This window comes from Rhizobium sp. SRI_017, assembly GCF_057586295.1.
Map to the genome: position 1 here is coordinate 115,678 of NZ_JBYCZP010000018.1, position 20,396 is coordinate 136,073.

The window sequence follows — 20,396 nt, forward strand, 5'->3', positions numbered from 1 at the left end:
CCATGACAGAGGACGCGACCGCGCTGGCCGAGGCGATCAAAGCCGGAAAGCTCAGCGCATCCGAGGCAATGCAGGCTTCGCTGCAGGCAGCCTGGGACCATGAAGCGCTCGGGGCCATCGTCCATCTCGATGCAGAGATGGGCGAGAGCGCCGCGCGCGGCATGGATCGCGAAAGCACGATCGCGCCCTATATATTCAATGCGCGCCCTTTCGCGGGCGTGCCAACGCTGGCCAAGGATCTCGGCGGGCCGTTTGCCGGCCTTCCGGTGGCGGCCGGCTCGCGGCTCTTCCCGCGGCAAGCGTCGAATGCCGATTGCGATCTTGCCCAGCGGTTTCGCCATGCCGGCCTTTGTCTCTTTGGCCTGACCACGACCTCGGAATTCGGACTGTCACTGGCAAGCGAGCCGGCGGCTGGCCCGATCTGCCGCAACCCGCTCGATCCGTCTCGTACGCCGGGCGGATCGTCTGGCGGTGCCGCGGCGGCGGTTGCGGCCGGAATCGTTGCGATCGCGCATGCGACCGATGCCGGTGGTTCGATCCGTATCCCCGCGGCCTGCTGCGGTTTGGTGGGGCTGAAGCCCGGCCGCGGTGCGATGCCGGCCGGTCCAACGTTCCTCAATCATCTCGGCGGCATCGCCACTGAACTCGTCGTGGCGCGCTCGGTGCGGGATGCCGCAGTCGCCTTCGAGGCTTTCAGCGGCAGGGTGCGGGGGCCGTTTGCGGATGCCTGCCCTCTACGGCCCGAGGAGACTGCACGCAGGATCGGCGTGGTGACGGGCACGGGTGCCGCCTTTCCGACGTCGGCTGAGCGGAGCGCGGTCGTGGAGGCTGCGGCCCTCGGCCTCGAAGCGCATGGGCACATGCTGGTCGATCTCGACGCGCGGGAGTTCGAGACGATGATCGCCGCCAGCGGCCGGACATTCGGCACGATCGTCTCGGTCAGCCTCGCCTCGCAGGTGGATGGATTGAATATCCCGATCGATGACGCAGAGCCGCTGACGCAGGCCTTCGCCGTGCGCGGTCGCGGCATATCTGGCAGAGCGCTATGGGACAGCATGAACGAGGGCGTGCTTGTCAGCCGCGATCTCTGGAAGATTTTCGAGCGGGTCGATGTCATTGTCAGTCCGATGCTTGCCTCGGCGCCCCTGCCGATCGGTTCCTTTCCGACGGATCACGGCGATACCGATCTGCATCTCGATCGCATGACAGCCTTTGCGCCGCTGGCGACAGTCGCCAATATTGCAGGCTTTCCCGCGATCACCGTTCCGTTTGGCGCGGATGTTGAGGGATTGCCGCTTCCCGTCCAACTGATCGCGCCCTTCGGGCACGAGCCCCTACTGCTTTCGCTTGCGGCGCTGCTGGAGGCCGAGGGCCGCTGGCAGCACAGATTTCCGGTCGCGGGGCTCGCGGCATGACACCCGTTCTTGAGATTAATGGCGTCAGCAAACGCTTCGGCGACACGCTCGCCAATGACGGTATCTCGATGTCACTCGACAAGGGCGAGATCGTTGCATTGCTTGGCGAGAATGGTGCCGGCAAGACGACGCTGATGAGCATTCTCTTCGGCCACTATATGCCGGATACCGGCCATATCCGCATCGATGGCGAGGAACTGCCGCCAGGCCGGCCGCGCGCGGCGATCGGCGCCGGAGTCGGCATGGTCCACCAGCATTTTTCGCTCGCTGCCAATCTCACCGTGCTGGAAAATGTGATGACCGGCACCGAGCGGCTGTGGAAGCTGCGCTCCGGGACGTCGGAGGCGCGGAAGAAGCTGCTCGGCATTGCCGAGCGTTTTGGCCTGAAAGTCGATCCCGACGCCCGGCTCGGCGACCTCTCTGTCGGCGAGCAGCAGCGGGTCGAAATCCTCAAGGCGCTCTACAATGATGCCCGCATCCTGATCCTGGACGAGCCCACGGCGGTGCTCACCAATATCGAGGCCGAGCGGCTGTTCGCGACGCTCAAAGACATGGCGCGCCAAGGGCTGTCGCTGATCTTCATCTCGCACAAGCTCGACGAGGTGATTGCCGCCGCCGACCGCATCGTCGTGCTGCGTGGCGGCAGGATGGTGGCCGAACGCCGGGCGTCGAAGACGACCAAGTCGGAACTGGCGGAGCTGATGGTGGGCCACCGGGTCACCCGGCCGGTCCGCGAACCCTCGACGCCGGGTGCGGTTGTGCTGGAGGCGCGCGATGTCGTTGTGCGGATCGGCGGCGTCGACCGGCTGAAGCATGTCGGTTTTGCCCTTCGCGCAGGCGAGGTGCTCGGCATTATCGGCGTGTCCGGGAATGGCCAGGCGCCGCTGGCGAGCCTGTTTTCGGGGACGTTGGCACGGACGTCCGGCGAGCTGCTGCTCTATGGCAAGCCGGTGGACAATCTTGATGTCGGTGATGTCGTTAACGCGGGGATCGGGCGCATTCCTGAGGACCGCAACGGCGAGGGTGCGATCGGCGAGATGGCGATCTGGGAGAATGCCGTACTCGAGAGGTTGCCGGCCTATTCCCGCAACGGCCTCGTCGATCGGAAGGCGGGCATGGCCTTTGCCAAGTCGATCATCGACGCCTTCGATGTCCGCGGCGGAACGCCTGCCAGCCGCACACGGCTGCTTTCGGGCGGCAACATGCAGAAGCTCATTCTTGGCCGCAACCTGTCGCAGCGGCCGAAAATCCTGATCGCGGCGCAGCCGGCGCGCGGGCTCGATGAAGGCGCGGTCGCGGCTGTGCACGCCCGCATCCTGGATGCGCGCAAGGCAGGCACCGCCGTCTTGCTGATTTCCGAAGATCTCGACGAGGTCATTTCGCTCGCCGACCGCATCCAGGCGATTGTCGGCGGACGACTCTCGCCACCCGTCGATGCCGAAGAGGCCGATGCACGGCGGCTTGGACTCATGATGTCCGGCGACTGGAGCCACGCAGCGGAGGCCGGTCATGCGGTTTGAGCGGCGTGAGCAACGGTCGCTCTACCTGCTGATCGGTGCGCCGATCGCCGCGATCGTCGTTGCGCTCATGCTGTCCGGCATCCTGATTGCCATTGCCGGCGCGCCGGTCTTCGAGGCCTACAAGCGCATCGTGATCGGCGCTTTCGGCTCGCGCCTGTCGGCGACGGAGACGCTGACGCGTGCCACGCCGCTGATCCTGACCGGCCTGGCTGCCGCCGTCGCCTTTCGGGCGCGGCTGTGGAATATCGGCGCGGAGGGACAATTCTATCTCGGGGCGATCGCGGTTGCCGCCTTCGGCTCCAAGCTGCTGGCTGGACTGCCGGGGCCGGTTCTGATCCCACTGCTGCTGGTCGTCGGCGCGCTGGCCGGCATGGTGCTGATCCTGATCCCGCTCTGGCTGCGGCTGCGCTTTTCGGTCGACGAGGTGGTGACCAGCCTGCTGATGAACTTCATCGCCGTGCTCTTCGTCTCGATGCTGATCGATGGCGTGCTGAAGGACCCGCTCGCTTTCGGCTGGCCGCAATCGCAGCCCGTGGCCGATCACGCCATGCTGCCCAAGCTGATCGCCCGCTCCCGACTGCATATCGGGCTCGCGATTGCAGTCGTGCTGGCGGTCGTCGTCTATCTCATCCAGTCGCGCACCGTGTTCGGCATGCAGTCGCGCGCCGCCGGCCTCAATCCCAAGGGGGCCATCTTCGCCGGCGTGCCGCTCGGGCCTACGCTGATCAAGGTCGCCTGCCTCTCCGGCGGGCTCGCGGGTCTCGCCGGTGCGATCGAGGTCATGGGCGTCAAAGGCTATGTCACGACCGACCTGTCGCCGGGCTTCGGCTATGCCGGCATCGTCGTCGCCATGCTCGCCAATCTCAATCCGATCGGCGTGATCTTCGCGGCGCTGTTCACTGCCATCATGTTCGTCGGCGCCGACGGCATGAGCCGAAGCCTGGGTATCCCGACCTATATCGCCGATGTGACCGTGGCGCTGTCGCTGCTCACCATGCTGGTGGCTTTGTTCTTCACCCAGTACAGGATCCGCCGATGAGCGTCGTCTTCGACATTCTCGCTTCCGCCGGCCTGTGGGCCGCGATCCTGCGTATCGCGACACCGCTGATCTTCGGCACGCTCGGCGCGCTGCTCTGCGAGCGTGCTGGCGTGCTGAACCTCGGTATCGAGGGGATCATGACCTTCGGCGCGATGATCGGCTGGCTGGCGGTGTTCCATGGCGCGGACCTTTGGACCGGCGTGCTGGTGGCCGCACTGGCGGGCGCCATGTTCGGCCTGCTGCACTCGGTGCTGACGGTGACGCTCGGCCTGTCGCAACATGTCTCGGGCCTGGGCGTGACGCTCTTTGCCTCGAGCTTCAGCTATTATGTCTTCCGCCTCATCGTGCCGGTGGCCGGTACGCCGCCTGTCATCACGCCTTTCCAGCCGCTTGATATTCCCGTGCTGTCTTCGCTTCCCTTCATCGGCCCGGCCCTCTTCACGCAGACCGCGCCGACCTATCTCGCGATCGTGATCGCCCTGGTCATGGCCTATCTCATCTTCCGCACCCCGGTCGGTCTCGCGATCCGGATGACGGGCGAGAACCCGCATGCCGCCGAGGCGCAGGGCGTCAACCCGATGAAGGTGCGCTACGGCGCCGTGATCGCCGGCAGCGCGCTGATGGCGGTCGGTGGGGCTTTCCTCACGCTCTCGGCCTTTAACAGCTTCTTCCCGACTATGGTGCAGGGCCGCGGCTGGATCTGCATCGCACTCGTCGTCTTCGCCTCCTGGCGGCCGGGGCGGGCGCTGTTTGGAGCGCTGCTCTTCGCCTTCTTCGACGCCTTCCAGCTGCGGCTGCAGACAGCCGTCGAGGGGGTGCCCTACCAGATCTTCCTGATGACGCCCTACATCCTCTCCATCGCAGCCCTCGCCGTCATGGCGCGGCGGGCCCGCGTGCCGCAGGCGCTGATGCAGCCCTATCGCCGCGGCGAACGATAATCGAAAGGCACCGATATGTTCGATCTGATCATTCGAAATGGGAACTTCCCCGATGGCCGCACAGGCATCGACATCGCTGTGGCCGGTGGCAAGATCGTCGCGGTCGAAAGAGCGATTGAAGGGGCCGCCGGCGAGGAGATCGATGCGACGGGCCGGTTGGTAAGCCCGCCTTTCGTCGACCCGCACTTTCATATGGACGCGACGCTGTCGCTCGGCATTCCGCGCATGAACGTGTCGGGCACCCTGCTCGAAGGCATTGCGCTTTGGGGCGAACTCAGGCCGATCGTGACCAAGGAAGAACTGGTCGACCGGGCGCTGCGCTATTGCGATCTCGCGGTCACTCAAGGCCTGCTCTTCATCCGCAGCCATGTCGATACGTCCGACCCGAAGCTGGTGACCGTCGAGGCGCTGCTCGAAGTCAAGGAGCGCATCAAGCCCTATATCGACCTCCAGCTCGTCGCCTTCCCGCAGGACGGCTATTACCGCGCCAAGGATGGCGTCGCTGCGCTCAACCGCGCGCTCGACATGGGCGTCGACATTGTCGGCGGCATTCCGCATTTCGAACGGACGATGGAGGATGGGCGGCTGTCGGTCGAGACGCTCTGCCGAATCGCTGCCGATCGCGGCCTGCCTGTCGACATACATTGCGACGAGACCGACGATCCGATGTCACGCCATATCGAGACGCTGGCTGCCGAGACCATCCGCCATGGCCTGCAGGGCAGGGTGGCCGGGTCGCATCTCACTTCGATGCATTCGATGGACAATTATTATGTCTCGAAGCTTATCCCGCTGATGGCGGAGGCCGAGATCAATGTCATTCCCAATCCGCTGATCAACATCATGCTGCAGGGCCGGCACGACACCTATCCCAAGCGCCGCGGCATGACCCGCGTCCGCGAGCTGATGGCCGCCGGCCTCAACGTCTCCTTCGGCCATGACTGCGTGATGGACCCGTGGTACTCGATGGGCTCCGGCGACATGCTCGAGGTCGGCCATATGGCCGTCCATGTCGCGCAGATGGCCGGCATCGAGGACAAGAGGAAGATCTTCGACGCGCTGACGGTCAATTCGGCGAAGACGCTAGGCCTCGAAGGCTACGGCCTCGAAAAGGGCTGCAAAGCTGACCTCATCGTCCTCCAGGCCGCCGATGTGCTCGAAGCGCTGCGGCTCAAACCCAACCGGCTTGCGGTCATCAAGGGCGGCAAGGTCATTGCCCGCACGGCACCACGCATCGGCGAACTCTTCCTCGACGGGCGGCCTGACAGAATCGATGGCGGACGGGATTACGTGCCGCGGATTTGAGTGGCGCTGGTTGCCTCAAGACAGCTGTGGCCAAAGCCGCTGTCGCCCAAGACAGCAAAAAGCCTCGGCAAAACCGAGGCTTGGCGTCCTAGAAAAACTGGAGCGGGCGAAGGGGTTCGAACCCTCGACCCCGACCTTGGCAAGGTCGTGCTCTACCACTGAGCTACACCCGCTCACTATCGACAATCCGTGTGATAGTCCGGACCGCGATGCCGCCTTGCGGCGACGGGGGCTATATGGCCCAAGGCATTTTGAAATGCAACAGAGAAATGACATTTTCGTCGAGAAAATTTGTGAGACGACGCTAGTCCGCTGAATTTGCGTGATAATTTGCCGGTGGAGGTCGTTCTCGAGCCATTGCGACCGGTTGGGAACCGTACTATCAGGGGCACGGCTTCCCTTGTGTTGGAGATGGATGGACGATGAGCGAGAATGCGGCGAAGACACCGGCGGAGCTTTTCCAATACCTGGATTCGCTCGGCATCGCGCACAGCACCAAGTACCATCCGCCGGTGTTCACCGTGGCCGAATCCGAACAGCTTCGCGACGAGATTCCTGGCGGCCATACCAAGAACCTGTTCCTCAAGGACAAGAAGGATCAGTATTTCCTGCTAACGGTCGATGAGCATGCGACAGTGGATCTGAAGACCGTCCACCAGATCGTCGGTGGTGCGTCAAAGTTCTCGTTCGGCAAGCCGGAAAAGCTGATGGAATATCTCGGCGTGATTCCGGGCGCGGTGACCGCCTTGGGCATCGTCAACGACACCCAAGGGAATGTGACCATTGTGCTCGACGCCGATCTGATGAAGAATGATATCGTCAATTGCCATCCGCTTTCCAACGACGCGACAACCTCGATTGCGAGCAGCGATCTCATCCGCTTCGTCGAGGCGACCGGTCACACCGCCCATGTCTTGAAAGTGACCGTCTGACATACGACATTCTGCGCAACCAGGCTCCCTCCAGGAGCCAAGACGCTCCCCGGGAGCGAAGACAATTCGGAGAATGATTCCATGGCCAATTCCTTTGACACGACATTCGGCGGGCAGGCGGCCGGGACGCCAAGCGCTGCTGCGCCGAGCCTCGTGAAGGACACGACGACCGCGAACTTCCAGAAGGACGTGCTTGAGGAATCGCGCCGCCAGCCAGTCCTGGTCGACTTCTGGGCGCCGTGGTGCGGGCCGTGCAAGCAGTTGCAGCCGATCATCGAGCGCGTCGTCAACGAGGGCAACGGCCGCGTCAAGCTGGTGAAGCTCAATATCGATGACCATCCCTCTATCCCTGGCCAGCTCGGCATCCAGTCGATTCCCGCTGTCATCGCCTTTGTCGGCGGTCGCCCGGTCGATGGCTTCATGGGCGCGGTGCCCGAAAGCCAGGTCCGTGCCTTCATCGACAAAATCGCTGGGCCTGTTGTGGACGAGGGTGAACTTGAGATCGAGGCCGCGCTGACCGATGCCAAGGCTGCACTCGATGCAGGCGACATTGGTGGAGCGGCCGATATCTATGGCGCCGTGCTGCAGGCCGATCCTGAAAATCTCAAGGCCATGGCCGGCATGGCAGAATGCATGATCGCCGCTGGTCAGTGGGAGAGGGCGCGCGACCTACTCGCATCGCTGCCGCCGGAGCAGGCCAAGGATGCCACGATCGTCGCACTGCTCGCCAAGCTTGGGCACATCGAGGAAGCCCGCAAGCTCGGCGATCCCAGGGCGCTCGAGATCGAGCTCAATCAGAACCCCGATAACCATGAGGCGCGGGTGAAGCTTGCCAAGATCCTCAATGTCGAGGGCGACCGCGAGGCGGCCACGGATCACCTGATTGCGATCATGCGGAAAGATCGCAGCTGGGACGATGACGGTGCGCGCAAGCAACTTCTTCAGTTCCTGGAAGTTTGGGGTTTCAAGGATCCGGCGAGCGTCGCGGCGCGGCGCAAGATGTCGTCGATCCTGTTCTCTTGAGGCAACTGAGCGTTCACGCAGGCGGAGACGAGATTGATGCAAGTGGGGAATGCGCGATATCTGACCGAAAGCGACCTGCCGGATACACTCGCGGTGTTTCCGCTTTCGGGTGTGCTGCTGCTCTCTGGCGGCCACCTGCCGCTCAACGTATTCGAGCCGCGCTATCTGGCGCTCGTCGATGACGCGCTCAAGGGCAACCGCCTGATCGGCGTGATCCAGCCAGATCTGGCCGAGACCGAAGAAAGTCCGTTGGGGAATCCGAATCTCTGCAAGGTCGGCACGATCGGCCGCATCACGACCTTCGGCGAAACCGGTGACGGGCGCTACGTCATCGATCTCGCCGGCATCTGTCGCTTTCGCGTGATAGAGGAGCTGTCCGGCAGCTATGCCTATCGCCGTGTCAAGCTCGCGCCTTTCATATCCGACCTACATGAGCCCGAGGATGATCCGGCCGTCGATCGCAACGAATTGCTGCGCGCCTTCCGTTCCTATCTCGATGCCAACAAGCTCGAGGTCGACTGGGAAGCGGTCAGCAAGACCAGCAACCGCACGCTCGTCAATTCGCTTTCGATGATGGCGCCGTTCGGTGCGCGCGAAAAACAGGCGCTGCTTGAAACTCCCGACCTCAAGACGCGATCGGAGACGCTGGTCGCCATGACCGAAATCGTGCTCGCCAAGGGCTTCAGCGACGCCGCCAAGACGCTGCAATGAGGGGAACGATGGACGTCAACATCTCCCGTCCCGACCCGAAAATGCTCGAACTCCTGGTCTGTCCTGTCACAAAGGGCCGCCTGATCTACGATCGCGAGACCAATGAACTGATTTCCGAGAAGGCAAGGCTCGCCTATCCGATCAAGGATGGCGTGCCGATCATGCTGGAATCGGAAGCGCGGCGAATCGAGGACTGATCAACCGCCGTTCTGCTTCCTGATCTGGGTCGAACTCAGCGACGACCGGGGCCCGTGGATGAAGGTCCAGGCAGGCGCGGGGATACGGGCGAGCAGGCCGGCATCGTGCTCGTCGATGCGGGCGAAATCAAAGGTGCGGGCCATCTGAGAAGAGAGGAATGACAGGGTGGAGCCAGGCCGGTCGATGACGGCGATCGGGAAGGTCATCGCGATCTTCTGCCAGTTCTGCCAGCGATGGAAGCCCTTGAGGTTGTCGGCGCCCATGATCCAGACGAAGTTGACGGCTGGATGTCGTGCCTTGATATGGGCGAGGATCTGGGCCGTGTAGCTCGACCCCAGGCTTTGCTCGAAGGCGGTGACACGGATCCTGGGATGCGGGAACATTGTTTCCGAGAGCGCGAGGCGCTCCGCGAGCGGTGCCAGGACGCGCTTGGATTTCAGAGGATTGCCCGGCGTCACCATCCACCAGAGCTGGTCGAGGCCAAGCGTGCGGAGCGCGATCTCGGCGACAAGCCGGTGGCCGTCATGCGGAGGATTGAACGAGCCGCCGAACAGGCCAACCGTCATGCCGGGCTCGACATGCGGCATGACAAGATAGCGGCGATCGATCCCCCCAGTCCCCAAGCTTACGGCCTTATCTGACCGTCGCCGCGGACCCGGTATTTGAAGGACGTAAGCTGCTCGACCCCGACAGGCCCACGCGCGTGCATCTTGCCGGTGGCGATGCCGATCTCGGCGCCCATGCCGAATTCGCCGCCATCGGCGAACTGGGTCGAGGCATTGTGGAGCAGGATGGCGGAATCGATCTCGTTGAAGAATCGCGCGACGGCGCCGGCGTCCTCGGAGATGATCGCCTCGGTGTGATGCGAGGAATATTTGTTGATGTGGGCGATCGCACCGCCAACGCCGTCGACGATGGCGACCGAGATGATCGCGTCGAGATATTCGGTCGACCAGTCTTCGTCCGTCGCCGGCTTGAGGCCGGGAAAGACCTTGAGGACGGTGGCAGAGGCTCGAATTTCGCAGCCGGCTTCGGTCAGGGCTTCCAGGAGCGGCATGAGATGCGTGCCGATCGCGGCGCTGTCGACAAGCAGTGTCTCGGCTGAACCGCAGATGCCGGTCCGACGCATCTTGGCATTGACGACGATCCTCCTGGCCATGTCGATATCGGCACTCGCATCGACATAGACGTGGCAGATGCCTTCGAGATGGGCGAAGACCGGCACACGGGCCTCGCTCTGCACACGGGCGACGAGGCTCTTGCCGCCTCGCGGGACGATCACGTCGACAGTGCCGTCGAGGCCGGTCAGCAGTTCGCCCACAGCGGCGCGATCGGCGACCGGCACCATCTGGATGGCATGTTCCGGCAGGCCGGCATCCCTAAGGCCCTTGACCAGGCAGGCATGGATGGCTTGCGACGAATGCAGCGAATCCGAACCGCCGCGCAGGATCACGGCATTTCCGGCCTTGAGGCAGAGCGCACCGGCATCGGCGGTGACATTCGGCCGGCTTTCGTAGATCACGCCGATGACGCCGAGCGGCGTGCGGACGCGCTCGATGTGAAGGCCGTTCGGGCGATCCCATTCGGCGATGACTTCGCCGACCGGGTCCTTGAGTTCGGCAATGGCGCGGATGCCGTCGGCCATCGCGCGGACGCGGTCATCGTTCAGCGTCAGCCGGTCGACGAAGGACGCGGCCATGCCGGAGGCCTCGGCATTCTCGAGGTCGAGCACATTGGCGGACAGGATCTCGTCCTTGCGATCCATGATCTCGCGGGCCATGGAGACGAGGGCGGCATGCTTGCGTTCGGCGGAAGCGATCGAGAGCGGATGGGCGGCGGCGCGCGCGTTGCGGCCGATCTGCAGCATCAGATCGCGGATGCTCTCCTTTGGCTGGTCAAGCATTGGCCTCTTCCTTGCTCTTCGCCTTGCGTCCCGCGGTCATGACGAGATCGTCGCGGTGGACCATCGCAGCCCGTCCGGCATAGCCGAGAACACCCTCTATGTCAGCGGATTTCTTACCCGCGATCAGGCCCGCTTCCTGGGCGTCATAGCTCGCGAGGCCGCGGGCGATTTCACGTCCGTCGAGGGCCAGCACAGCCACGGTATCGCCGCGGAGGAAGTCACCTTCGATACGGCGGACGCCTGCAGGCAGCAGGCTCTTGCCGGTCATCAGCGCACGCTCCGCGCCCTCGTCGATGACGAGGCGACCGGCGGGCACGAGCTTGCCTGCGATCCAGGTTTTCCAGCCCTTGACCGGTTCTGATGAGGGTGCGAACCAGCTGTGGCGCGCACCTTCCATGATGGCTTTGAGCGGATGGTCGACCTTGCCTGAGGCGATGATCATGGCACAGCCGGCATGGGTCGCGATCTTGCCGGCATCGATCTTGGTGCGCATGCCGCCGCGCGACAGTTCTGACGCCGCGCCGCCCGCCATGGCTTCGATCTCGGGCGTGATCGCCGGGATGAAGGGCAGGAACTCGGCCTTGGGGTCGAGATGCGGCGGGGCGGAATAGAGCCCGTCAATATCAGACAGAAGCACGAGCATATCGGCGCCGACCATCGTGGCGACACGGGCGGCAAGCCGGTCGTTGTCGCCATAGCGGATTTCGGTCGTCGCCACGGTGTCGTTCTCGTTGATGACGGGCACGGCTTTCAGCTTCATGAGCTGCGAGATGGTGGCGCGGGCGTTGAGGTAGCGGCGGCGCTCCTCGGTGTCGCCGAGAGTGAGCAGGATCTGGCCGGCGACGATGTCGTGTTTCGAGAGCCCCTCGGACCAGGCGCGCGCCAGGGCGATCTGACCGACGGCCGCGGCGGCCTGGCTCTCCTCGAGCTTCAGTGCACCTGCCCCGATATCGAGAACGGAGCGTCCCATGGCGATTGCGCCGGACGAGACGACCAGAACCTCGATGCGCTTGGCGGTGAGCGCCGCGATGTCGGCACACATCGCGTCGAGCCACGCCTTGCGCAGGCCCGAGGCGCGATCGACCAACAGCGCCGAACCGATCTTGATGACGACGCGGCGGCAGGCCGCAAGCGACGTCCGATCAGTCGTCATCGTCCTCGTCCCATTCGTCGTCATCATCATCCGTCATCGGCGCCATCTTGGCCTTGCGGTTGAAGTTGACGCCGCTTTCGGCGGACGGCAGTTCGGGGTTCTCGGCCTTGCTGGTCTCAATGACTTCGGCGAGTGCACGCAGGACCTCCTGCATGCCCTTGCCCGACACGGCTGAGATGGCGAAAGGCACCTGGCCGCAGGCGCGCTTCAACGCCGCCTTTTTCTTTTTCAACGTCTCGGCATCGACAGTGTCGATCTGGCTGAGCGCGACGATTTCCGTCTTATCCTCAAGGCCGGCACCATAGGCGTCGAGCTCTGCGCGGACCGTCTTGTAGGCCTGGCCGGCATTCTCCTCCTGCGCCGAAACCAGATGGAGCAGCACGCGTGTGCGCTCGACATGGCCGAGGAAGCGGTCGCCGAGGCCGACGCCTTCATGCGCGCCTTCGATAAGGCCCGGAATGTCGGCGAGCACATATTCCTTGGCGTCGACCGTGGCAACGCCAAGGTTCGGGTGAAGCGTCGTGAAGGGGTAGTTGGCGATCTTCGGCCGGGCGCGCGTGCAGGTCGCGAGGAAGGTGGACTTGCCTGCATTCGGCAGCCCGACGAGGCCGGCATCTGCGATCAGCTTCAGGCGCAGCCAGACATTCTTTTCCTCACCCGCCTGGCCTGGATTGGCCCAGTCGGGCGCCTGGTTGGTCGAGCTTCTGAAATAGGCGTTGCCGAATCCGCCATTGCCGCCCTTGGCGATGCGGTATTTCTGGCCTTCTTCGGTAAGGTCGCAGATCAGCGTCTCGCCGTCTTCCTCGAAGATCTGCGTCCCGACCGGGACCTTGAGCGTGACGCTCTTGCCCTTGGCGCCATGACGGTTGCGACCCATGCCGTGGGTGCCGGTTTCGCCCTTGAAATGCTGCTGGTAACGATAGTCGATGAGCGTGTTGAGACCGTTCACCGCTTCGACCCAGACATCCCCGCCACGACCGCCGTCGCCACCATCAGGGCCGCCGAATTCGATGAATTTCTCGCGCCGGAACGAGACGGAACCTGCGCCTCCGTCACCGGACCTTATGTACACTTTTGCCTGGTCGAGAAATTTCATCTGCGGTCGGGGGGCCTTGCCATCTCTGCGGTTGCGTGTTCGATATAGCGACAGCCGTGAAAGGTCAAAGAATATCATGAAATTCGTCAGCTTTAACGTCCAATTCGGCATTGGACTCGACGGAAGATACGATCCCAAACGCATCGTAGAGGCTGTTGAGGGGGCGGATATCATCGCGATGCAGGAGGTTTCCCGGAACTTCCCCAAAAATAGTCAGGCCGATCTGCCTGAAATTTTCGCCGGTCTTCTTCCGGACTTTTTTCACGTCTATGGCGCCGGCACCAAGACCGAAGGGGGCTCCTCTCTGGTCAATGGCCGCATGCGCATGCGCCACATCGAATTCGGCAATATGGTGCTGTCGCGCTATCCCATTCTGGCAACACGCAACATCCTTCTGCCGCGCAGCCGCACCTATGACCGGCTCAATATCCAGCGCTCGGCACTTGAATGTCTGATCCTCACGCCGAGCGGACCGATCCGCGTCTATTCCGTCCATCTCGACCATCGCGGCCCAGCCGAGCGCATCGCCCAGATCGATTTCCTGAGAGAGCATCTCGCCAATTATGCGAAGGAAGGCGGAGCGGTCACCGGCGGCATGGAATTCGGCTTTCCGGAACTTCCGCATAGCGACCACTATATAGTGATGGGCGATTTCAACATGATGCCCGAGCAGCCGGAATATGTCGCCATGGTCGGGCCGAAGGATCTCTATTACGGCCGCACGGCCACTGCTGCCTTCCCGATCGACGTGCTCGACCGGTTGGGTAAGCGCTGCGACGATGATTTCACCTGGGAGGAGCCGGGCCATCCCGATATCCGGCAATATCTGGACTATTGCTTCATCAGCGGCACGCTGGTCACGCGCCTGAAGGATGGCTGGGTGGATAGAGATTGCATCGCGTCCGACCACAAGCCTGTCTGGGTGGAGATGCAGTAGGCGAGGGCGGATCGCTCCGCCCTCATTTGCTTACATCGGCATATAGCCGCCGAAGGTCAACTCGGTCGTGATCAGCCGGACGCTTGCGGCGCGGCTGTGGGAATAGACATCCTCGACGCCGGTGACGTCGAAGCCGAGCTTGCCCTGGATGCGGAGCGAAGCCGGATTGTCGGCCATCACCGACGAGAACAGCGTCTCGCCCATCATGACCGAGAAGAACCGGGCGACGATGGCATTGACGGCATCGGTCATGACACCCTTGCCCCAATGCGCTTCGGCCAGCCAGTAACCGAGGTGCCAGCCGGTGCGATCACCGGCCTCGCGCCATTCGATCGAGACAAGGCCGACCAGCCGGTCGGAGACATTGCCGTTGGCCGCCTCGATCTCAGGTGCAAGGATTGCGCGGACGCCACCCAGCGTGATCGCGAAGGTCCAGGCCTGGGGACGGGAGTCGGCGCCGGGACCATCGATCGAAGCGAGCCAGTCTTCCGCATCCTCGAGATGATAGGGTTGCGGAACCCTGACCAGCATCCTGGCGACCTTGTAATTGGCAAGCCCTTCGGTGATCGCCTCGGCATCACGGGCCTCGGGCCTGCGCAGCGTCAATCGGCCGGTCCGGATCAAGGGCTGCCGCGGCAGCGTCCGGATACGGTCGAGATCGGCGAAGGGCAGGGGCGGGACGGCGAAGGTTTCCCTATGCTCGACAAGTGCGGTCATCTCGCACCTCCCCAGCTTCTGAGCGAACCCCAGGTCTTGCGGTCCAGCCGGAACCATTCGACCGCCACCATGCCGCCGAGCGCCAAGGAACCGGCCATGCCGGTGCCCTGGAACTGAAAGCCGCACTTCTGGATCACCCGCCGCGAGGCGATGTTCATCACCCGGCAACGCGCATCGATGAAGTCGACATCGAAGTGGCGGAAGCCGAAATCGATCAGGGTCTGCGCGGCTTCCGTCGCAAAACCCCGGTTCCAGTAGGGCTCGCCGATCCAGTAGCCGAGCTCGAGACCTCGACCGGTGTCATGCGCTTCAAGCCCGCAGGCGCCCATAAACTGCTTTGTCTCACCAAATGTGACCGCGTAGACGCATTTGCCCATCGCGCCCGAGGCAACACGGGAGACGAAGTTTTCGGCGTCTTTGGTCGTGTAGGGGTGCGGCATGCGCGACACCATGGCGGCGACACTCATGTTGTTGGCGAGATGGGCAATTGCGTTGGTATCAGCCATCTCAGGAGCACGCAGAACGAGGCGCTCGGAAACGAGGATGGGCGACGAGAGTTCCAGCGGCAGCGGCCGCATCTCACTTCTGAAGCCGCCTTGGCTTTGGCTTTCCTTCATTTGGGTTTGCATTGTGACCTCCTGGGTTTATCGCAAACGAAAAGGGACGGTGGATGTCCCCACCGTCCCTTTTGAAACCTGGAGGTCTTGCGACCTGAAGTGTCAGCCGGGCCAATGAGGCGCCGGCTGTTTAGAGAGCTCCGGCTTACTCTGCTGCTTCCGCGGTTTTCGGCATAATGGACACGTATACTCGGCCATTCGCCTTGGTGCGGTAATTCACGGCGCCATCGGTGAGTGCAAACAGGGTATGGTCTGTGCCCATGCCGACATTGGCGCCGGGATGCCACTGCGTACCGCGCTGGCGAACGATGATGTTGCCGGGAATTACGGCTTCGCCGCCGAACTTCTTGACGCCGAGACGCTTGGAATTGGAATCGCGACCGTTACGCGACGAGCCGCCAGCTTTTTTGTGTGCCATGGTGTTACTCCTTGTCCTCTAACCTTATGCCGCGATCGTCAGAATGCGGACGGTGGTGAAATGCTGGCGGTGGCCCTTCTTGCGCTTGGAATTCTGGCGGCGGCGCTTCACGAAAGAAATGGTCTTCCGCGTGCGGCCCTGGCCGACGACTTCCGCAGTCACGACAGCGCCGGCTACAAACGGCGCGCCGATCTTGGCGCTGGCACCCTCGCCAACAACGAGGACTTCTGTGAATTCGATCTTTGCACCGGCTTCGCCTTCCAGTTTTTCGATCTGGATGACGTCGTCTGCAGCAACCTGGTACTGCTTACCGCCGGTCTTGATGACTGCGAACATTTTTTATCCTTTCATGTTCTGTGCACCGCCTCGGGTGAAACCTCTAAAGGCTTCGGTCGGGCGGTCTTTTTGTTCAGTCGGTTGGTCTGAAGCGGAGCGAACCCCGCCGGTGAGATATGCCCTGATTCCCGCCTTGCGGCAAACACCAAAACATGCCGCGAACGCATCTGTCCGCAGTTTTCCGCCCATGCGTGTACGCGAGGCCATTATTTCTGTCAAGCTGACCTGATGCGATGAAACGGAAATTTCAGTACCATTACCGCTTGCACTCGCGATTTTTCATCGCTGTATCGCGCCGACGCTTCGCCCAAAAGCCCGACCGGCTGCCACTGGGGCGAAAGCGAATGCGGAGAGGTGATGGAGTGGTCGATTGCACCGCACTCGAAATCTGCCCTTGCTTGGTTGTGGTCGCTGTCTTTCCCTTTGAGTATTTGCGAAAAGATCGAGAAAGGTCAGGAGTTTAGCCAACTGACCCCTCCCTCTGACGTCGATAAGCGGTGGTCTTGCAAAGCATGGGCCACAAAATAGGCACGACACCCGCTGACAATTGGCGAGAAACTTTATGCCGTCCTTGTTTGGCTCTGGTTCTTTCTAGCGTTCCCTCCTCTCACCTCATGGCCATGGCTTGTCCCGCAAGAGTGACGAGCATCTCAGGGCCTTGCTTCAAGCACCATGTTGAAGGGCGTCTCGGCGGCGCGGCGAACCCGGCTGAATCCACCGGCATTGAGCACTTCGGTCAGTTTCTTCTGGCCAGCCTGGGCGCCGAGGGTTGCGCCCACTTCCTGGCCGAGTGAGGCCGGCACACAGGTATTGGTCGAGGCGGCGTAGAAGATCCGGCCGACGGGGTTGAGGTTCTCGGAGAGGCTATCGCCGGCCATCGGCTCAACCAGCATCAGCGTGCCGTCCGGTTTGATCCGTTCGCGAATGTGGCGCACCGCCCCGACCGGGTCGCCCATGTCGTGGAGGGCGTCGAACATGGCAACGAAGTCGTATCCGGTGCCCGAAAAATCTTGCGCTCTTGCCGTCTCGAAATGGAGATTTGCGTGACCGTTGGCATGGTTTCGAGCGTGCGAGATCGAGGCGTCGTGAAAGTCGACTCCCAGGAATTCCGAGTTGGTGAACCGCTCGGCCATGATGATGGTTGAGGAACCGTAGCCGCAGCCAACATCGGCAACCTTGGCGCCACGTTCCAGCTTCTCGACTACGCCGTCGAGCGCCGGAAGCCAGCTTTGGAGCAGATTGGCCCGATAGCCTGCGCGGAAGAACCGATCGGTGCCGCAGAACATGCAGTTGCAGCGCTCCGTCCAGGAAACACCACCGCCATGGCGGAAGGCGTCGCGAAGCTTGTTGCGATCCGCGAAGATCGCGTCGAGCGCCTGGAAGCCGCCAGCAACATTGGCCGGGCTTTCGTCGATCGCGAACACCATTGCCTGCTCCGGCGTCATCGAGAACTTGCCGGAGTCAGCATGGTAGGTAACAAAGCCCGACGCCGCCTGCGCGGACAGCCATTCCCGCACATAACGTTCATGCGTATCGGTGTGGGTCGCAAGTTCCACCGAGGTCATTGGTCCCTCGGCCGCGAGCTTTCGGTAGAGATCGAGTTCGTCTCCGAGAATGACGAGTGCGGAATTCTGCGCCGCGCCGAGCTCGTTCACAACAGTGCCGAGCAGGGCGTAGAGACCCTCCATATTGATATCCATGGCAAAAGCCTTTCGTTCGGCCGGCGCAAATGCACGGCCGCTTGTTGAGGTTGTTTTGAAGTTGGACGCTTTGGCCCGCGACTTGTCGCGAGCGGCTTGCGTCAGAAGATGAAACCGCTCCCGCGTGATCGGGAGCGCTCATCGAGTGCCGGCGATGCCCGAAAGACAGCCGGCCGTCTGTCATTGGCCGCTGAATTCCTTCTTGAACGTGTCGAAGTCGACCTGCATGCCATTGATCACCGTGCTCCAATGGCGGACATAGGCGGCCTGGGTCACGGCTTCAGCGATCTCCTCCTGCGAGGCGCCCGCCTTCTTTGCCATCTCGGTCTCGAGCCAGATGCAATACTGGCAAGGGATCTGCGCCGCGACGGCGAGGTTGATCAGCGACTTGGTCTTGGTGTCGAGTTTGTTCTCGGGGCTGGCGAGAAGTCCCTTGGTCATCTGCCACGCACCGCTGACGGCGTGCTTCGGATAGGATTTCATGTAACTCGGCACGAAGCCGAGGGTCTTGGTGATGTCCTGATAGGTTGCCTCGGATTGCGTCTTTGCATCCTGGGCGGGAGCCGGCTTGGCGCCGCCGATGAGGGTCAACGCGGTTGCGACGATGATTGCGAAGTTCTTCAATTGCATATCCTTCATAAGGTTCACGTGGGAGCACGCGGGGCTGGGAGCGCCCCGCGTGTCCCGGTTGTCGATGCCGCCGGCTGTGGCGTTCTGAACAATCGTTTCAGACAGGACCCATCGAGCCGCTCGGTTCGGAACGTCTTTTACGCATTGCAATGCAGGGTCGGCAGAGGCAGAATGGCCGTCATGAAGCCGATTGAGCCATCAAGTGCAGATGTGAAACGCTCGACCAGCGTCAGCATCGTCGCGTTCCGGGAATGCGATCCCTCGATCATCTACGGGATCTACGACACGCTCTGGACGGCGGGCTCGTTTTGGCGCAGCAACACCAACGAACCGGTCAGCGAGGTGCTCTTCACGCCGCGCATCGTTTCAGCGGAACCAGGTCCGCTCACGCTGATCACCGGTGTCAGCATCGTCCCGCAATTCACTGTCGATGATGTAGAGGACACCGATATCGTCATCGTCCCCAATATCGTCGTCGACTCACCAGAAATGTTGAGGGGGCTTGACCGCAGGCTGCTCGACTGGATCCGCCGGATGCATGAGAACGGCGCACTGGTTTGCGCCACGTGTGGCGGCTCGTTGGCGCTGGCCGAAGCCGGCTTGCTGGAAGGTCATGCCGCGACCACCCATTGGCTGTTCGTGCCTTTGTTCCGCACCCAGTTCCCGAAGGTCACGCTGCATGAGGAGCGCATCCTGGTGCAGTCGGGGCCGAACCATTCGCTGGTCTGCGCCGGCGGCGCATCCTCCTGGCAGGACCTCACGCTCTTCCTCGTCGCCAAGCGCGCCAGCACCGCCGAGGCGATCCGGATATCGAAACTCTTTCTCTACCAGTGGCACCGCGACGGCCAGCTTCCCTACGCCTCCATGGCCGCCAATGTCGGCCATGGCGACGCGGTGGTGGAGAAATGCCAGTCCTTCGCGGCTATGAACTACACGTCAGGCGAGATTCTCGCCCAGATGCTAAAGCTCTCCGGCCTTCCCAAGCGCTCCTTCGACCGCCGGTTCCGCAAGGCGACCGGCTACGCACCCCTCGAATATGTCCAATGGCTGAGGATCGAGGAAGCCAAGCAGATGCTGGAGAGCGACGAGCGGCCGATCGAAGAGATCGCCGAGGAGGTCGGCTATTCCGATCTCTCCTCTTTCCGCCGGCTCTTCCGCAAGCTCAGCGGCCTGACGCCCGGCGACTACCGACGGCGCTTCCGGTTACCAGAGACGATAGAGCTGGAGCTAGGAATTGGAGCTCGCGACAAAAAGGGCAGATGGTAATTGCCCCAGTTCCGCGTCGCGCCTGGACTTGTTCAATCGGAAGCAAGCACTCGCTAGAATCTATCGTTCGCGGCCAAAGCGCTCGCCCAGCACTTCCATCAAGACGGTCTGATAGTGATATCTCTGTTGACGGAGCCAAGCGATTGCCGTTGAGCAATTGGTCTGGTCTGCCATCTCGGCCTTGAAATCTCTACCGAGAAGCGTGTTGCCGGGGGATCCCAGCGTGGCGGTTAGGTTGTCTGCCAATTGGTCGGAGAACGGGAGCAGTTCGTTATACGTTGAGTTTGAGTCTGCGCCACGGGGATGCCTCACGAAGAGCCCGACCTTGGCCCTGTTCGGAGGGCGCCCGCTGACCCCGCAACCATGCGTGAGGGGCGACATGAACAAGCCCGTTGAGACGATCGAATTTCGCCCCAATGAAGGCGAAGGCCAGCGGCCACTAGAACGGCTCCCAGCAGGTTGCGCCGATGCTCTTGCCGGTCGGGCAATCCAGCACAAGAGGTTTCATATCGTTAAGGTTTGAGATCATGACGATGAAGTCT

The 20,396-nt window shown here is 62.4% G+C and carries 21 protein-coding genes and 1 tRNA gene; 11 read left to right on the forward strand and 11 right to left on the reverse strand.

Annotated elements, in window-relative coordinates:
• Positions 1–2: 2 nt before the first annotated feature.
• From AC2YI2_RS28975 to AC2YI2_RS28995, 5 genes are read left to right on the forward strand one after another with little or no spacing between them, the layout of a single operon-like run.
• Positions 3–1,415: an amidase gene (locus AC2YI2_RS28975; protein WP_487390008.1), complete on the forward strand. Its 1,413-nt coding sequence runs from the start codon at positions 3–5 to the stop codon at positions 1,413–1,415.
• Positions 1,412–2,935 (forward strand): ABC transporter ATP-binding protein, encoded by a 1,524-nt coding sequence (locus tag AC2YI2_RS28980; protein ID WP_487390009.1) that lies wholly within the window; start codon positions 1,412–1,414, stop codon positions 2,933–2,935. The genes AC2YI2_RS28975 and AC2YI2_RS28980 overlap by 4 nt, the downstream gene beginning before the upstream one ends.
• On the forward strand, positions 2,925–3,974 hold the full coding sequence (locus tag AC2YI2_RS28985; RefSeq protein ID WP_487390010.1) for an ABC transporter permease: 1,050 nt from the start codon (positions 2,925–2,927) through the stop codon (positions 3,972–3,974). Before AC2YI2_RS28980 ends, AC2YI2_RS28985 begins: the two co-directional genes overlap by 11 nt.
• Entirely contained in the window at positions 3,971–4,912 is a 942-nt protein-coding gene (locus AC2YI2_RS28990; protein ID WP_487390011.1) for an ABC transporter permease, read from the forward strand. Before AC2YI2_RS28985 ends, AC2YI2_RS28990 begins: the two co-directional genes overlap by 4 nt.
• A gap of 15 nt (positions 4,913–4,927) precedes the next feature.
• The gene (locus AC2YI2_RS28995) at positions 4,928–6,217 is read left to right on the forward strand and encodes an amidohydrolase family protein (protein ID WP_487390012.1); all 1,290 of its coding nucleotides are present in this window, start codon (positions 4,928–4,930) and stop codon (positions 6,215–6,217) included.
• 98 nt (positions 6,218–6,315) lie between these two features.
• Here the strand turns inward: AC2YI2_RS28995 and AC2YI2_RS29000 are convergent.
• Positions 6,316–6,390, reverse strand: a tRNA-Gly gene (locus AC2YI2_RS29000).
• A 249-nt stretch (positions 6,391–6,639) separates the two neighbouring features.
• On the opposite strand from AC2YI2_RS29000, the gene AC2YI2_RS29005 reads away from it, so the two are divergent.
• The 4 genes from AC2YI2_RS29005 to AC2YI2_RS29020 all read left to right on the forward strand — a co-directional run bounded on the left by AC2YI2_RS29005 (position 6,640) and on the right by AC2YI2_RS29020 (position 9,080).
• Complete coding sequence (locus AC2YI2_RS29005) at positions 6,640–7,149, forward strand: prolyl-tRNA synthetase associated domain-containing protein (protein ID WP_487390013.1); 510 nt, start codon at positions 6,640–6,642, stop codon at positions 7,147–7,149.
• Positions 7,150–7,230: 81 nt separating this feature from the next.
• A complete protein-coding gene (gene trxA / locus AC2YI2_RS29010) occupies positions 7,231–8,172 on the forward strand; it encodes a thioredoxin (protein WP_487390014.1) in 942 nt (313 codons plus the stop codon).
• A gap of 36 nt (positions 8,173–8,208) precedes the next feature.
• Entirely contained in the window at positions 8,209–8,883 is a 675-nt protein-coding gene (locus AC2YI2_RS29015) for an LON peptidase substrate-binding domain-containing protein (RefSeq protein WP_487390015.1), read from the forward strand.
• Between the two features lie 8 nt (positions 8,884–8,891).
• Positions 8,892–9,080, forward strand: coding sequence for a Trm112 family protein (locus AC2YI2_RS29020; RefSeq protein WP_487390016.1), 189 nt, complete (start codon positions 8,892–8,894; stop codon positions 9,078–9,080).
• Here AC2YI2_RS29020 and AC2YI2_RS29025 read toward each other — a convergent pair whose 3' ends face one another.
• From AC2YI2_RS29025 to obgE, 4 genes are read right to left on the reverse strand one after another with little or no spacing between them, the layout of a single operon-like run.
• A complete protein-coding gene (locus AC2YI2_RS29025) occupies positions 9,081–9,668 on the reverse strand; it encodes a nicotinate-nucleotide adenylyltransferase (protein WP_487390029.1) in 588 nt (195 codons plus the stop codon).
• 38 nt (positions 9,669–9,706) lie between these two features.
• Positions 9,707–10,984, reverse strand: coding sequence for a glutamate-5-semialdehyde dehydrogenase (locus AC2YI2_RS29030; protein WP_487390017.1), 1,278 nt, complete (start codon positions 10,982–10,984; stop codon positions 9,707–9,709).
• On the reverse strand, positions 10,977–12,137 hold the full coding sequence (proB, locus tag AC2YI2_RS29035; protein WP_487390018.1) for a glutamate 5-kinase: 1,161 nt from the start codon (positions 12,135–12,137) through the stop codon (positions 10,977–10,979). The genes AC2YI2_RS29030 and proB overlap by 8 nt, the downstream gene beginning before the upstream one ends.
• Complete coding sequence (obgE, locus tag AC2YI2_RS29040; protein ID WP_487390019.1) at positions 12,127–13,233, reverse strand: GTPase ObgE; 1,107 nt, start codon at positions 13,231–13,233, stop codon at positions 12,127–12,129. Before obgE ends, proB begins: the two co-directional genes overlap by 11 nt.
• Before the next feature lie 76 nt (positions 13,234–13,309).
• Here obgE and AC2YI2_RS29045 point away from each other — a divergent pair, with 76 nt between their 5' ends.
• On the forward strand, positions 13,310–14,170 hold the full coding sequence (locus AC2YI2_RS29045; protein ID WP_487390020.1) for an endonuclease/exonuclease/phosphatase family protein: 861 nt from the start codon (positions 13,310–13,312) through the stop codon (positions 14,168–14,170).
• A 30-nt stretch (positions 14,171–14,200) separates the two neighbouring features.
• Here the strand turns inward: AC2YI2_RS29045 and AC2YI2_RS29050 are convergent, their stop codons facing one another.
• The 6 genes from AC2YI2_RS29050 to AC2YI2_RS29075 form a co-directional block, all read right to left on the reverse strand.
• Positions 14,201–14,887: a GNAT family N-acetyltransferase gene (locus tag AC2YI2_RS29050; protein WP_487390021.1), complete on the reverse strand. Its 687-nt coding sequence runs from the start codon at positions 14,885–14,887 to the stop codon at positions 14,201–14,203.
• Positions 14,884–15,516 carry a GNAT family N-acetyltransferase gene (locus tag AC2YI2_RS29055; protein ID WP_487390022.1) on the reverse strand — a complete coding sequence of 211 codons (633 nt, stop codon included), beginning with the start codon at positions 15,514–15,516 and terminating at the stop codon, positions 14,884–14,886. The genes AC2YI2_RS29050 and AC2YI2_RS29055 overlap by 4 nt, the downstream gene beginning before the upstream one ends.
• 133 nt (positions 15,517–15,649) lie before the next feature.
• Positions 15,650–15,922, reverse strand: a complete 273-nt coding sequence (gene rpmA, locus AC2YI2_RS29060; protein WP_487390023.1) for a 50S ribosomal protein L27 — start codon at positions 15,920–15,922, stop codon at positions 15,650–15,652.
• A gap of 24 nt (positions 15,923–15,946) precedes the next feature.
• Complete coding sequence (gene rplU, locus AC2YI2_RS29065; RefSeq protein ID WP_487390024.1) at positions 15,947–16,258, reverse strand: 50S ribosomal protein L21; 312 nt, start codon at positions 16,256–16,258, stop codon at positions 15,947–15,949.
• 650 nt (positions 16,259–16,908) lie between these two features.
• Complete coding sequence (locus AC2YI2_RS29070; RefSeq protein ID WP_487390025.1) at positions 16,909–17,958, reverse strand: class I SAM-dependent methyltransferase; 1,050 nt, start codon at positions 17,956–17,958, stop codon at positions 16,909–16,911.
• Positions 17,959–18,138: 180 nt separating this feature from the next.
• Positions 18,139–18,588, reverse strand: coding sequence for a carboxymuconolactone decarboxylase family protein (locus tag AC2YI2_RS29075; protein WP_487390030.1), 450 nt, complete (start codon positions 18,586–18,588; stop codon positions 18,139–18,141).
• Between the two features lie 171 nt (positions 18,589–18,759).
• On the opposite strand from AC2YI2_RS29075, the gene AC2YI2_RS29080 reads away from it, so the two are divergent.
• Positions 18,760–19,854, forward strand: coding sequence for a GlxA family transcriptional regulator (locus tag AC2YI2_RS29080; RefSeq protein ID WP_487390026.1), 1,095 nt, complete (start codon positions 18,760–18,762; stop codon positions 19,852–19,854).
• Positions 19,855–20,396 lie beyond the last annotated feature (542 nt).